The sequence below is a fragment of the Specibacter sp. BI4 genome (genome assembly GCF_056680095.1).
Genome location: NZ_CM155265.1, coordinates 606,538 through 619,722 on the forward strand (window position 1 = coordinate 606,538; position 13,185 = coordinate 619,722).

13 protein-coding genes are annotated in these 13,185 nt (G+C 64.1%); all 13 read right to left on the bottom strand.

The genetic code is table 11. The features are described from left to right. Positions 1-103 precede the first annotated feature (103 nt). On the bottom strand, positions 104-1,237 hold the full coding sequence (locus tag AC1L6K_RS02820) for a GmrSD restriction endonuclease domain-containing protein (protein ID WP_480951220.1): 1,134 nt from the start codon (positions 1,235-1,237) through the stop codon (positions 104-106). 326 nt (positions 1,238-1,563) lie between these two features. Continuing rightward, positions 1,564-2,385: an HAD family hydrolase gene (locus AC1L6K_RS02825; RefSeq protein WP_480951221.1), complete on the bottom strand. Its 822-nt coding sequence runs from the start codon at positions 2,383-2,385 to the stop codon at positions 1,564-1,566. Next, entirely contained in the window at positions 2,382-3,551 is a 1,170-nt protein-coding gene (locus AC1L6K_RS02830; RefSeq protein WP_480951222.1) for a cysteine protease StiP family protein, read from the bottom strand. The genes AC1L6K_RS02825 and AC1L6K_RS02830 overlap by 4 nt, the downstream gene beginning before the upstream one ends. Then, positions 3,548-5,146 (bottom strand): phosphoribosyltransferase domain-containing protein, encoded by a 1,599-nt coding sequence (locus tag AC1L6K_RS02835; protein WP_480951223.1) that lies wholly within the window; start codon positions 5,144-5,146, stop codon positions 3,548-3,550. Before AC1L6K_RS02835 ends, AC1L6K_RS02830 begins: the two co-directional genes overlap by 4 nt. Then, positions 5,143-6,369, bottom strand: coding sequence for an HpcH/HpaI aldolase/citrate lyase family protein (locus AC1L6K_RS02840; protein WP_480951224.1), 1,227 nt, complete (start codon positions 6,367-6,369; stop codon positions 5,143-5,145). The genes AC1L6K_RS02835 and AC1L6K_RS02840 overlap by 4 nt, the downstream gene beginning before the upstream one ends. A gap of 54 nt (positions 6,370-6,423) precedes the next feature. Then, the gene (locus tag AC1L6K_RS02845; RefSeq protein ID WP_480951225.1) at positions 6,424-7,467 is read right to left on the bottom strand and encodes a hypothetical protein; all 1,044 of its coding nucleotides are present in this window, start codon (positions 7,465-7,467) and stop codon (positions 6,424-6,426) included. Positions 7,468-7,476: 9 nt separating this feature from the next. Beyond that, a complete protein-coding gene (locus AC1L6K_RS02850) occupies positions 7,477-8,028 on the bottom strand; it encodes a TerD family protein (protein WP_480951226.1) in 552 nt (183 codons plus the stop codon). Then, entirely contained in the window at positions 8,016-8,573 is a 558-nt protein-coding gene (locus tag AC1L6K_RS02855) for a hypothetical protein (protein WP_480951227.1), read from the bottom strand. Before AC1L6K_RS02855 ends, AC1L6K_RS02850 begins: the two co-directional genes overlap by 13 nt. 35 nt (positions 8,574-8,608) lie before the next feature. Next, complete coding sequence (locus tag AC1L6K_RS02860) at positions 8,609-9,802, bottom strand: toxic anion resistance protein (protein ID WP_480951228.1); 1,194 nt, start codon at positions 9,800-9,802, stop codon at positions 8,609-8,611. A 125-nt stretch (positions 9,803-9,927) separates the two neighbouring features. Then, positions 9,928-10,509, bottom strand: a complete 582-nt coding sequence (locus AC1L6K_RS02865; RefSeq protein WP_480951229.1) for a TerD family protein — start codon at positions 10,507-10,509, stop codon at positions 9,928-9,930. Positions 10,510-10,609: 100 nt separating this feature from the next. Continuing rightward, the gene (locus AC1L6K_RS02870) at positions 10,610-11,191 is read right to left on the bottom strand and encodes a TerD family protein (protein ID WP_480951230.1); all 582 of its coding nucleotides are present in this window, start codon (positions 11,189-11,191) and stop codon (positions 10,610-10,612) included. 81 nt (positions 11,192-11,272) lie between these two features. Then, complete coding sequence (locus tag AC1L6K_RS02875; RefSeq protein WP_480951231.1) at positions 11,273-11,866, bottom strand: TerD family protein; 594 nt, start codon at positions 11,864-11,866, stop codon at positions 11,273-11,275. Between the two features lie 48 nt (positions 11,867-11,914). Further along, the gene (locus AC1L6K_RS02880) at positions 11,915-13,033 is read right to left on the bottom strand and encodes a DUF475 domain-containing protein (protein WP_480951232.1); all 1,119 of its coding nucleotides are present in this window, start codon (positions 13,031-13,033) and stop codon (positions 11,915-11,917) included. Positions 13,034-13,185: the final 152 nt, after the last annotated feature.

Here is a 13,185-nt window from a genome sequence, read left to right on the forward strand (position 1 = left end):
TACACCGGCACTTGCCAGTGGCTGTCGTTAATTCTGTGTGGGACGCCCGCAGCCATGATGGGCCATTGCTGCGGGCGCACGAAACATCGAGGGCGGAATGGGCTTATTCGCAGCCGACGCCGTCACCGTCGCCATCGAACTTGGACTGAAAACCGGGCTGGCCGACGAGGATCGGTGCCGCGCCGGCGGCCCGGACGGCGGAACAGTTCTGGTAGTAGGCTGCGGGTGCGGGTGCCTCGACCAGCGGGGCCGGGGGAGCTGCCGGAGGGGCCGCTTCAATCGGTGCTTCGACAGGTGCTTCAACCGGCGCATCGACCGGCGCATCGACCGGTGCTTCAATTGGTGCCGGCGGCGGCAGCACCACGGGCTCCGCCGGGGGAGGCGTCTGGTTGGTTGGCACCTCAACATCGACGCAGCTGTCCAGAATCCCCGCCATGGCGTCGTGCTCAGCCTGCGTCACCCACAGGCCGTAGGTTGCCTTGACCGAGATCTGCCTGGCCACATAGTCGCAGCGGTAGCCCTTGTTGGGCGGCAGCCAGGTGGCAGCATCACCGGCACCCTTGCTCTGGTTGCTGGGACCGTCAACGGCCAGCAGGTTCAACGGGTCGTTGGCGAAGGCCGTGCGCTGGGCCACCGAGAGCTGTTGGGCGCCCTTCTGCCAGGCGTCGTTGAGCGCAACCACATGGTCGATCTGCACCGCGCTGCTCGTCGCCGATCCGCGCACAAAGTCAATGGTCGTTGCCGTGTAGGGATCGGCCAAAACACCTGTCAGCACCAGGCAGTCGCGGGTGCCCGGCTTGAAGACCTTGGCCGTCAGGTCCCTGCCCAGCATGTCGTTGCGGGTGTCGCAGCCGTTCCTGTCAACGTCTGCCCAGGCCTGCCCGAATTCGGCGCGATCGTAGCCCGTCTTCGGCGCCCGGCCCTTGACCGCCAGCGTAGCCAGCACTTCCAGGGCCTTGGCGGCGAAGGGCGGTTGGACGTTGGAGGCCAGGTCGGCTTCCCCTGCGTCGGGAACGACGGTGTCGTCCAGCGACGTTGCGTCCTCCGCGGACGGGGTGGGGCTTGCCGCGGGGCCGGCTGTCTGGCTTTGGGTGGCGTTGGCGGTGGCGCTCGGTGCGGCAGTGCCCGAAGGCGGAGCGGCACCGCACGCGGTGGTCACGAAGAGGACGGAGGCAAGCACGGAGCCCATGATGAAATCGGTGGCACCAAAGGAACGGAACGGACGGGCTGCAGGCAAGACGGAGTTCTCCCCGGGATCAAGGTGGACGGTGTCCCTTCAGCCTACCGGGGGGCACTGACAAAGGCAGGCAAGCGGTTGCCCGTGGGTTGACCCTGTCCTGAGCTCCGGTGCGTTACTGACAACTGTGCCGGTGCCGAGTGCGTAATGGTCATTCGCCACCGTTACGGACAACTATCCCGGCCCAGGGGGCTGTTGTGGTGATTCGCGCACGGCCGACCATCATCGAATCACCACAACAGCCCCCTGCCTGAAACGGGTGGCGCAAGGGTGGCAAGCGGGCGTCCCATCCCGATGGCGGGCGGCTGAATTCCAGTGTGCCCGGGTCACGCCCCGGCGGGGGTCACCTCGGCCAGGATGCGCCGCAGGATTTCCTCGCCCGCCAGGACACCCCGCACCGAGGTGAGGCGCAGGTGGGAAGCCTGGTATCCGGCGTCGTGCAATTCACCGTGGAGGGGGCGGAAGGCGATGTCGGCGTCCTCCAGCATCCCCTGGTCGAGCAGCGAATCCCCGGCGGCGATGACGGTGCCGGCCTCGGTGCGGCGGGCCACCTCGGCGAGGGTGTCAGTCTTGTTGATCGGCAGGGGCACGCAGTACAGCTTCCGGCCCTGCACCGACACGCTCCAGCCGGCGTCCGCGCACAACTGGGTCAGCTCGGCCAGGAACGAATCGGGCATGAGCTCGCGGTCGATGATGGCGTAGACAAAGAGGTCCTCGGCCCGGCGCAGGCGCAGGATCCACGGGGAAAAGACGGGATTGGCCAGGTGGTCCTCGATGGTTTCCAGGGGTGCGCAGTCGGCTTCCATCCGGGCCGAGAGCCGCTCGTGCCACGCAGCATCCTGCACGCCGTGGTGCAGCAGGACCCCGCCGTTGGAGGTGACGGCGTACTCGGGCACGGGGCCGGGCAGCTGCACCCGCTCATATTGTGCCTGCGTGCGGGTGGTGACGGGGACGAAGGTGGCGGCCGACTTCACCGCGACCAGCAGCTCCTGGGCCGTGCGGGTCATGTAGGACAGCGGGGCGCCGTCGTACACCTCGGCAACAACCATTGCCGGGGCGTCCTTGTCGGCACCGGTGAGCCAGAGGGCGTTTTTGGAGTAAATGAGTGTTCGGTCAAGGTCGCAGGCGACCAATGCGGCGGAGCTCATGCGTTGTGCACCGCCTTGCCGTCTGCGCCGACGGCGCTTTTGTCGAATGCCGGGTGGATCAGTCCCACACAGCTGTATGGCAGCCCGGGCACCTCCTCGACGGGAACCCCGCGCTGTTCGGCCAGCAGCAGCACATGGGCGACGTCGTCGCGTGCGGCTGGATTGACCAGCACACGCCAGGGCACGCGGCGCAGCAGCACCCTGGTGGTTTCGCCCACGCCGGGCTTGACGAGGTTGACGTTGTTGATCCCGTATTCGGTGCTGATCCGCTCAACCGCCTCCCAGCCCACCCAGGTGGGTGCCGGGGCTTCGGCCCGGTGTTGGGCCAATTGCCGTGTTACTGCGGGGCGCACCGTCCCGAAGTGGTGTGAAATGGCGGCCAGGAAGTCATTTGAAACATCGCTGGGGGCAAGCTCGGAGTAAAATTTCGCTCCGTGGTAGTCGTGCTGGCCAATGTGGTCCACATTGAACACGGTGCGCGAGACCAGGCCCGACACGGTGGAGTTCAGGCAGGCCGAGGGGATCAGGTAGTCCTCGCGGGTGCCAAACATCGACACGCAGTGCCCGGGATCGGCCAACACGGCAAGATCGGCCGGGAAGCGCACACCGGAGCTGGCGGCAAAGTCGTCAAGGGCGGCGGTGAGTTCGCGCGAGATGGCACCCTTGCCCGTCCAGCCGTCGACGAAAAGTATCCGCGCCGGGTCGTAATTCTCAGCCAGGTACCGCAGCGCGGTCTGGTCCAGCCCCACACCGCGCACAATGCTCATGGTGAAGTGCGGCAGGTCCAGACCGTGGATTTCCAGGGCCCAGCGGCGCATCAAGATGCCGATGGGCGTGCCGGCGCGCGCCAGGGACACAAGCACCGGCTCGTTGTCCCGGGCCGCCAGGGCCAGCTCGGTCACGACGCCGACGGCGGTGGCAACCCGCTCGCCGGCACGTTCAACCGCCTGCTCGTACAGGGCCTGGTACTCGGGACTGGGCGAGTACTCCACCGGCAGCGATTCCGCGTAGTTTGCCGCCCCGGACTGGATGGCGTGCTCACGGTCGACGGTCGGGGCCTCCAGCTCAAGATGGCTCAAATCCTTCAGCAGCCAGGTGACATCGTCCGCCGGATAGGAACCAAAATTCGGCCCGGTCAAGGGGGTGGGAAGGGGAAGCTGGCTCATGGGGCTACCTTGTTTGGGGTGTTCACGGGCGGATTGGCGGCTGGCGTGCCGGGTGTGGCGGACGGGGTGTCTGCCGGCAGAAGCACGACGACGACGTCATCGGCTGCCGCTGTCATGGCAACGGCCAGCGACTCGAGTCCGCCACCTGCCTCGCCTTGCAGCGTCCGGCCGTCCCGTGGGGAAGCCTGGCCAGGGGCAACGTCGTTGCGGTCGGTGCCGGGTTCGGGGAACACCACAATGGTGCCCGGGCGCCTGCCCGCACCGGTGAGGTTATAGGCAAAACGGATGCCGGGGCCGTCGTTCGTCAGGTCGTGGCTGGCGAAGGACAGGGCGCCGGCAATGGCGTAGTCGGCCCTGTCGACGGGGACGATCGGGGATCTTGTCGTGGTGGAAAAACGCACGTCGGCAGCCGGGAGCAGCCCGGCCAGCGCCTTCGCGGCCGCCAGCGGCAGGAACATGTTTTCCTCGCACCCGACAACCACGATCGGGCCCTGGCATTCCCGCACTGCCAGCAGTGTGGCCACGTGTCCGGCGATGGCCGCAATGTCAGCAGGTGCCGGCGGGGCAGTGTTGCCAAAGCGGTCGCTGCGCACAGGGGTGACCTCCCCGGCGGCGAGGTCAAGCACGGCGAGCCGGCCGGCGGGTGCAGTCCCGGCCGGGCTGGCTGTAGCGGAAGGTGCGGCCGCCGCGGTCGGGAGCCCTTGAATCAACGCGCCGGCACGATCGAGAATGTCATCGCCGAGTCCGATCCAGCCTGTTCCCAGGGCCGTCACGGCAATCCGGGCACCCAACTCGACGCCCAGGGCATCAAAGCGGGCGCGGTCGGCGGGACTGCGCAGGTCAATCAACGCAGCCACAACGTAGGTGGAGTGCGGGACCAGGGCGTGCAACTCCCGGATCGTGTTGATGACTGTTGAGCCCGTGCTGAGTTCGTCATCAACCAGGACCACGGGCCCGTCCCCGTCCAGCCAGTGCGGATCGGTGGGCACCATGGCGTGCGAGGTGGCGTGCGAGTGCCCTTCCTCGAAGCCGGCGACAGGCTGCACCCCGGGGGTGGCATGCCGGGTGGAATGAATGTAATAGGCGCCCAGAGCATTGGCGACCAGCCGCCCCAGTCCCGTGGCGGTTTCGGCGTAGCCAATCACGACGGCGTCCGGAACCAGCGTTTGCAGTCCCGCCACCTGCCCGGCAAGCGCTGTGAGGGCTGGCAGCCGTGCGCCGGGTGCGCTCCGCAGGACTGTCGTCAGTTGGGCTGCGGCGGCGGCAATGTCCCCCGCAGCGGACAGCGGGGGGAGGGACCCGGCGTCGGGCCCCAGCAGGGAAAGTTCGCTGGCAACACAGGCGCCGAGCAGTTCCCCGGCGGCCATGACAAGGGCCGGCTCGGTGGGCACATGCTTGGCCAGGACCTGGGAGACGAGCAGGTGGGCGCGCTTGGGGTTCCGGCGCAGGGCCAAACCCACCAGGTCCTGCACGGCCACCGCACTGGCGGGGTCGCTGTGGATGGACACATCCAATTGTTCGGCGACGAATCCGCCGCTCCACACCGGCAACGCCGGGGGGGTTGGTGAACTGGCGGTTGCTGCTGCGGTGTTCATGCCATGCTCGCTTCCAGGAGGTCGACGAAGGTGACATTGGCGGCGGCCACGCCAAAGGCGTCGGCGCGCAGGAGGGTGCGCCGGGCCCACGCCTGATGCGGTTTCATCTCGTTCATTTTGTTGCCGTAGGGGGAGGCCGCGGCGCCGCCGTTTTCATTGCCGGCGATGGCCAGCGCATCAATGTATTCCTCGTGGCTGACAACACTCATGGCATGCACCAGGGCAACGTGCGTGGGGTGGATGACTGTCTTTCCGAGCAGGCCGTTGGCAAGGTCGAGCTCGATCTCACGGATCAAGGTGTCAAGATTGGCTGTCATGAGGCGCTGGCGCAGCTGCTGCTCCTGCGGACCGGCAAAGGGGGTGGCGCGCAATTGCGGGCGCAGCACCCGTTCGGTGTTGGAGTAGTGTTCCCAGACGGGGCCGGAAATGACAAAACCGTCCTCGGGCCGGCCCAGGACGTTCACGATGTCCCCGATCACGCCTGCCACAACATTGACGTCGTAAATGGTCAGGTCGCGGGAGCGGCGCAGGCCAAAGGCGCTCGACATGTCAGTGGCACCGATCCGCACCGACAAGATGTCCTCGCGGTTGGCCGAGAGCAGTGCTTGGATGTTTGTCAGCGCCGCGGCACGGCTCTGCAAATGAATCACGGCCGGCGATTCCAGGATGGGCATGATGCGCAGCCGGTGTCGGGGCGTGCCGCCGCCTACGGCCGTGGCGCCATCCAGGCCGCCACTTTCCGCCGTGGCGCCGTCCAGGCCCAGCTCGGCCTGAATGACATGCAGGGTCTGCAGGAAGGCTGCACCAACGCCGGATTCGTTGTCGAACTTGGGGATCACGAAACCTGTCAGCACGCCCGTCGCGGCCCCCGCCCGCCGGGCCACCGACAGCATCTGCTCCGGAGTTCTGACGCGGACAAACAGCAGCGGCAGGCCGTCTTCGCGGTCAGCCAGGATCGACAGTGTGGAAATGACATTGTCCTCGGCGCGCGCCACGTCGCTGTCGGGAACTGAATCCTCCAGGCACAACACCATGGAAACGCAGCCAAGGTCGCGCTGGCGCAGCACGTCCTTGACCAGGTCCGAACGGTTTGCCGGGGTGTACAAGGTGCCGCCCAGGGCAACAGCCTGCAATTCGGGGGCGCTTTGTGCCGTCAGCTCCATGGGCAGCCGGTGAAAAAGCGCGGTGGCCTGGGTCGCGCCCAGGGAACGGAAGTGTCGCATTGGCCCTTTCAATCTACGGTTGGAAGCGAAAACATGCCCCACCGGGAATATGGGCTACCGCCCGTAAGCTGAGGCGGGCGCCCTGTGGGTCATGGAAAAATCAAATTCCCGCCAGATCTGCACGTCGGGCCAGTCGCTCGGGACGGGTTCGGCGCGCAGCTCCAGGACGTTGCCTATCCTGTGCACCAGCAGGACCATTTGAGTCCCGTCGGCGGCGGGCGGCAGTGCCACGGTTTCACCGGAGAACAGCCGGACACCCATGGCAGCACCGCTGCGGTTGATGAAGATTGCGCGGCGAAGTTCGCGCACATGACGCAACGTTATCAAGGCATCCCGGCCCTGGTAACCCACCAGTTCACGGTTTCCGCCCGTCATCACGGGGGTTCCCGCCTTGTGGCCGTCAACTGTTTGCCCGCCTGTCACCCGATGTACACTTTCCCACGCCGCGGCCGTGCTGCCGCCGATGAGCATGGTGCCAACGGACGACTCGAGCGCCGACAACCGCAACACCCTGTCAACCAGGTTCAGCTCGTAGATGTCGGTGATGCCCGGGGCGGCAAACAGCAGTTCGACCTCGTGGTCCTCCCGCCGTGCCTTCTCGCGTTGCGCGTCAAGCTTCTGTGCCCGCGCGCTGGTGGACGACGACGGGGTGCCGCCACCCAGCACGAGGCCGCCCTGGCGCTGGCCTCCGGGTTGCGCACCAGACTGTGCACGGCCGGGGGTGTGGGCCAGGTTGAGGGACGGGGCGCTTGCTGGGGCGGGAGACTGCCGCCGCGGGGCGGACGCTGTCTGCCCGCCGGCTGCCGCGGCAGGCCGAAGCGTCAGGGAGGGGCCTGGCCCGGATGTGTTGCGCGGGGCCGCCTGTGGTGTTCCCGCCCGTGGTGTTGCTGCCGGGGCGTCCGTGCGGGGCCGGCCAAGGTTCAGCCCTGACTGCAGCTGCCCTGACGACGGTTGCGTCGTCTGCGGCTGCCCTGCCGGACGTGATCCGCCCGCGGGCTGGCCAGCCTGTGTCCCAGCCGGGGCGGCCGGAGCCTGCCCGGGTTTGATGCGGCGGCGCAGAAAGGCAATGTCTGTGCGGGGAGTCGAAGAATCGTTCACGTGATGGCCCTACAGACTGATTCCATAGTCCTTGGCCACGCCGGCCAAGCCCGTGCTGTAGCCCTGGCCCAGTGCCCGGAACTTCCAGTCCGTGCGGTGCCTGTACAGTTCGCCAAAGATCATGGCCGTCACGGACTCAAGCTTCACGGCCGACAGTTCGAAGCGCACCAATTCGCCGCCTTCGGCCGTGGCAACCCGGATGTGCGCGCTGCGCACGGCCGCAAACGTGCTCTGGCCGCGGAATTCGGGGTCAACGTAGGCGAGGAAAATGATCTTGGAAACGTCGTCCGGAACTAGGTTCAGCTGAACGTCAATTTGTTCCTGGTCGCCGTCGCCTATGAAGGTGACTGACGAATCGGCGCTGACGAGCTGGTTGAAAAACACCAGGTGATCGTTGGACACCGCCCGCCCGTCGGCATCGCACATCAACGCAAAGGGAACCAGCTCGGCCTGCGGCCCGTGGCTGGGGATGGTGTCCCAGCCCATGCCCACCACAACGTGGTCAAGACCGGGATTTTCAGCTGTCAGGGCGGCATTCGCCCCCGCCACTAGTGCTGCCAAGATTGGCCCTCCAAACGCAATGGGTCTCTTTCCGAAACTGGTTGATGAAGTTGCAGGGCAGCATCCTGGGCGGAGAACTTGTCCGCCAGGAAGCGCCCGTGCGTGGAGAGTTCCTCGACGGCGCCGATGCGAATCTGGTTGAGCAGGTCCGCAAGGGTTTGTTCGAGGGTGGCCAGCTGCTCGGCAAACAAGAACGTGGCAGCGGACTCTTCCTCGTGGTGTGCCGGCGGCAGTCCCAAATATGCCTGCAGGGGCGTGGGCACATAGCTGCAGATCATTGCGTTGAGCAATACCCGCTGCTCCGTGGAGCAGCCCCTGATGCTGATGTCGGTGACGGCTTCGCGCATGAGGTCGCCCAAATGGCGCAGCTGTGACATCAGCAACGGGGGCAGCCTGCTTCCTGACCTGCGCACGGCAGCACGCAAACTGTCCACAGCGGCACCCATCTGGGAAATTTCCTCTGCCACGGGGTCAACTACGGGGCGGTCGGGCACCTGCGGTGCAGCACCGCCGCCAAACCTGCCCCCCACAAAACGGCCAATCATCGCCCTACCCTTGTCTCGTCGTCGTCAGATCCAGCCTACTCGCGTTCGGACTGGCGTGAACGCTCAAGGTACGGCTTGGCCTTGGCCAGTCCGTCCTCAAGGGCGTGCACGGTGCCTGCCATGTTCTGGGCGGCCGAGGCGCGGAAGGTGTCGATCGCGTCCATGGTTTCAAAGACGTTGTCGAACGCCTTCTGCAGCGTGTCCACGCTCACACCGGAGCTGGAGGCCTGCTGGTGGATGCGGACTGTCTGGTCCTTGAGCATCTCCGAGGTCTTCAGGATCATGTTGTTCGTTGTGGTGTTGATGGCGTCGATCTGGTCCAGCACCATCTTTTGGTTGGCCAGCGCCTGGGCGACAATCACGGCCGTGCGCAGGGCCGAAATGGTGGTGGTGCGCGCCCTGTCAACACCCTTGATCAGTTCCAGGTTGTTTTTGCGAATCAAGTCCATGGCCAGGTAGCCCTGCACCGAGACGGCAAGCTGGGTCAGGATGTCTTGGTGGCGCTGGCGGATGGGGAACAAGACGTCGGCTTCAAGCTTTTGGGCCTGCTCCACCTGGCCCGACGCGCGCGTGGCGTCGATCTTTTCCACACAGGCGGCATCCAGGGCCTTGGCAAACACTGCATATTCACTCAAGCCCTGCATGGTTTCCCACAGCTTGACCTTTTCGCCTGCCAGTGACGCGTTGTCCTTGAGGAGTTCGTCCTGGCCGGCCATGAGCGACTTGATGATGGCGTCGATCTGCACCTGCGCGGATTCGTACTTCTGGAAGTACTTCGCCAGCTTGTTGCCGCCCGGCAGGAAGCCAAGAATCTTGCGGCCAACACCGAGGTCGGCGTTGTTGGGGGTAAGGTCCTCCACGGTGCTGCGCAGGTCGTTCAACGTGCCGGCTACCTGGGCCTGGGCGCCGTTGCCGCTCCTCTTGGCCCCTGAAACGGATGTTGTGGAACGCTCAAGCATGCGGCTGGAGGCGTCCGAGGACGTTGTCATTTCAGATCCGGCCAGCTTGGAAATGCCGTCAACCTTGGAGGTGAATTCCGGGCTGCGGGCATCGAAGGTGGCGATCTCGGCGATGTAGTCCTTCGCCTGGCGGTTGATCTCTGCCTGGCGCTCTGCGGGCACAGGAACCATGCCGGGGGCTTCCTCCGCCGCGACAATGCCGGGGGCGTCGGGGGCCTTCAGGACGAGGGCAGTTTCGGATTCGGTGGGAGGTGTCAAAGGTGAAGTCATGATGAGATCCAATTTTCCAGTAGCAAGGTTTGCTGGTGCTTATTTATGGGTGAAGCCCGCCATCACGCCCGGAAGGCTGTGGCGGCGAACTTCACTAACTGAATAACTGATGCGTGCACCAGTTGCTAGCCCATCGGCACGCCGAAGTCGGAAACAATGCCGGCCAGTCCTGAGGCGTAGCCCTGGCCCACTGCCTTGAACTTCCATTCGGCGCCATTGCGGTAAATCTCGGCGAACAACATGGAGGTTTCGGGGGCTGCGTCCTCGCTGAGGTCAAAGCGCACAATTTCCTGTTCGGTGCCCTGGTTCAAGACGCGGCAGTAGGCGCCGCGGACCTGGCCAAAGTTCTGGCCGCGCACATCCGCCTGGTCGATGGAGACAACGATGACAACGCGCTCAACATCTGCGGCGACCTTGGTGAGGTCGATCAGGATCTGCTCGTCGTCGCCTGCGCCATCGCCCGAGCGGTTGTCGCCGAGATGCGTGACAGATCCGTCCTTGGCGGCCGGCTGGTTGTAGAAAATGAAGTCATCGCCGGAACGGACCTTGCCGGTGGCCGCGACAAGGAGCGCCGAAGCATCCAGGTCGAATGCCTCACCCGTTGTGGTTCGGGGGTCCCAGCCCAAGCCAACCAGCGCTTGCTGCAGGCCCGGGTCGGTCTTGGTCAAAGAAAGGTTGTTGCCTTTTGCAAGCGTGAGCCCAGCCATGAAATCGTGTCCTTAAACATTGTTGGAATTTGATGGGTGCCAAAAATCCGGGAAAACCGGGAGCGGGTGCGCGGCGTGGGCCGCACACCCGCGGTTGTTGCTAGTCCAGAACAATTCCGAAATCGGTCGCAATGCCGTGCAGGCCGCTGGCGTAGCCCTGGCCAACCGCCCGGAACTTCCACTCGGCGCCGTTTCGGTAGATCTCCGCGAAGACCATTGTCGTCTCGGATGCTGCATCCTCAGACAGGTCGTAGCGGACAATCTCCTGCTCATTGCTCTGGTTGACCACGCGGCAGTACGCGTCACGTACCTGGCCAAAGTTTTGGTGGCGCGCGTCGGCCTGGTCGATGGAAACGACAATGACTACACGCTCAACGTCCGGGGAGACGGTGGCGAGGTTGATCAAGATCTGCTCGTCGTCACCGTCGCCTTCACCTGTGCGGTTGTCACCCTGGTGGACGACTGAACCGTCCTTGGACTCCAGCTGGTTGTAGAAAATGAAGTCGTCGTTGTTGCGGACCTTGCCGCTGCTGGTGACCAACAGGGCCGAAGCGTCCAAGTCGAACTGCTCACCGCTGGTGGTGCGCGGGTCCCAACCCAAACCAACCATGGCCATTTGCAGACCGGGGTCTGCCTTGGTCAGGGAAAGGTTGCTGCCCTTGGATAGTGTCAAAGATGCCATGAAAACTGAACTCCTTTAATTGCGAAGATTAATTGCGAACACGCGCCAATGTGTGAAACACAAGATACTTTTGGCGAAACCCTACAGGGCGCTGGCTGCCGGCTGGATCAAGTCCATGGCGGTGCGCCCGTTGGCGCGGTCGCCGATGGCAGTGAAGTTCCATCCTGTTCCGTCGCGGGACACCTTGGCCATGATCATGGCCGTGTGGGTGCCGGAATCGGTGAGCTGGAAACGGGCAACCTCGGGCGAACCAGGGGTTGAGTCGTCAACCAGGCGGCAGAACGCGTTTTCGACACTGTCGAAGGTCTGGCGGCTGTAGCTGCTGATGACAAATACGATCTGGGCAACAGCCGGGGACACCTGGGACAGGTCAACCAGGATGGTCTCGTCGTCGCCCTCGCCCTCGCCTGTGAGGTTGTCGCCCGTGTGCTTCGTTGAACCGTCCTTGCTTTGGAGCTGGTTGAAGAACACGGTGTCCACGGCCTTGCCGCTGCCGTCAAAGAAAATGGCCGAGGCGTCCAAGTCAACGTCGGCAGCCTTCTTCAGGCCGCCAAACATTCCGCGCTTGGTTGGGGCTGCAGAGTCCCAGCCCAAGCCCATCCGCACCCGGGTGAGGGAAGCGCCGTCGTTCTTCTTCAGTGAAAGGGCCTGGCCCTTTTGCAAACTAAGTCCCATAGCGTTTTGCTCCTTGAAATAGGGTGTGGAAAATCGTGGTGTGTTGCGCTAGCTGGACAGCTGGTTCACCTTCGGCTGTTCCGCTGCAGCGGCGCGTTTGTTTCGAACAATGGAGGACAGGAAGGCGGCGCCGATGAAGACCACGCCAATGACGCCGGTGACGACCTCGTTGACCTCGAGGCTGATGGTCAGCAGCAAGATGATGGCGAGGGCGCCGATGGCCCAGTGCGCACCGTGGTCAAGGTATTCGAAGTCGTCCAGGGTGCCTTCGCGGACAAGGAAGACGGTGAGCGAGCGGACGAAGATGGCGCCGATCAGCCCGAGGCCCAGGGCGATGATGATGGGGTCCGAGGTAATGGCGAAAGCGCCGATGACACCGTCGAAGGAGAAGGAGGCGTCAATGACCTCGAGGTACAGGAACAGCATGAATGCTGCCTTGCCAACAGCCTTGCCAACGCCCCTGTTGTTCTTCTTGGCAATCGCAGCGGCCTGGGCATCGATGTCATCGGCGTCGGTGTCCCCATCACCGTCGACGTCGAACATTTCACCCAAGCCGTTCACGAGCATGTACGTGACCATGCCCAGAATGCCCGCGATGAGCACGTCAACTTCCTTGCCCGGGCGGACCATGAGGGCGGAGGCGACAAGGATCATCAAGGCGATGGCCATGGACGCCCCGTGCAGGCGGCCAATGAACGCCAACGGCTTTTCCAGCCACTTGATCCAATGCAGTTCACGTTCTTCAAACATGAAGTCCAGGAACAGCATCAGCAAGAAGACGCCACCAAAGGCGGCGATTTGCGGGTGTGCGTCATGCAATAGGTACGCGTAGCTGCCGGGGGTGTGGATGTCGCCCTTTTCCAGGGCGAGCTGAATGGCTTCCACGGGGTTGAGGTTGGCTGTGACGCCCACAATCAACAGCGGGAACGCGACGCGCATGCCCACAACAGCAATCAAGATGCCGACGGTCAAGAAAATTTTCTGCCAGAATTCGCTCATCTTTTCCAGGATGCGAGCGTTCACCACGGCATTGTCAAAGCTGAGGCTGATTTCCAGGACACCCAGGATCGCACAGAGAATCAGTGCCTCAAGACCACCGTAAAAGAAGGCGACAACCAGTGCCACCGAGGTGATCCCGAACGACCAACCAAAAGTTTTCATGAACACGTGCTGACAAGCTCCTCAAGAACTCCCTGAGTTGGATGCACAGGGATTTGCGGTCGTTGTGGGTGGCTTCACGCGGTCCGACGGCACTCGCGTGGATCCTTCAAAGTCAATTATCTCCATTCACGCTATATATTCCTAATGGTTGAATCATC

What these genes read in the sequence shown, in the direction of transcription:
- AC1L6K_RS02835 (WP_480951223.1), bottom strand. Translation starts at nt 5,146, where the DNA reads ATGAACACCGCAGCAGCAACCGCCAGTTCACCAACCCCCCCGGCGTTG.
- AC1L6K_RS02865 (WP_480951229.1), bottom strand. Translation starts at nt 10,509, where the DNA reads ATGGCTGGGCTCACGCTTGCAAAAGGCAACAACCTTTCTTTGACCAAG.
- AC1L6K_RS02855 (WP_480951227.1), bottom strand. Translation starts at nt 8,573, where the DNA reads ATGATTGGCCGTTTTGTGGGGGGCAGGTTTGGCGGCGGTGCTGCACCG.
- AC1L6K_RS02870 (WP_480951230.1), bottom strand. Translation starts at nt 11,191, where the DNA reads ATGGCATCTTTGACACTATCCAAGGGCAGCAACCTTTCCCTGACCAAG.
- AC1L6K_RS02860 (WP_480951228.1), bottom strand. Translation starts at nt 9,802, where the DNA reads ATGACTTCACCTTTGACACCTCCCACCGAATCCGAAACTGCCCTCGTC.
- AC1L6K_RS02875 (WP_480951231.1), bottom strand. Translation starts at nt 11,866, where the DNA reads ATGGGACTTAGTTTGCAAAAGGGCCAGGCCCTTTCACTGAAGAAGAAC.
- AC1L6K_RS02840 (WP_480951224.1), bottom strand. Translation starts at nt 6,369, where the DNA reads ATGCGACACTTCCGTTCCCTGGGCGCGACCCAGGCCACCGCGCTTTTT.
- AC1L6K_RS02825 (WP_480951221.1), bottom strand. Translation starts at nt 2,385, where the DNA reads ATGAGCTCCGCCGCATTGGTCGCCTGCGACCTTGACCGAACACTCATT.
- AC1L6K_RS02830 (WP_480951222.1), bottom strand. Translation starts at nt 3,551, where the DNA reads ATGAGCCAGCTTCCCCTTCCCACCCCCTTGACCGGGCCGAATTTTGGT.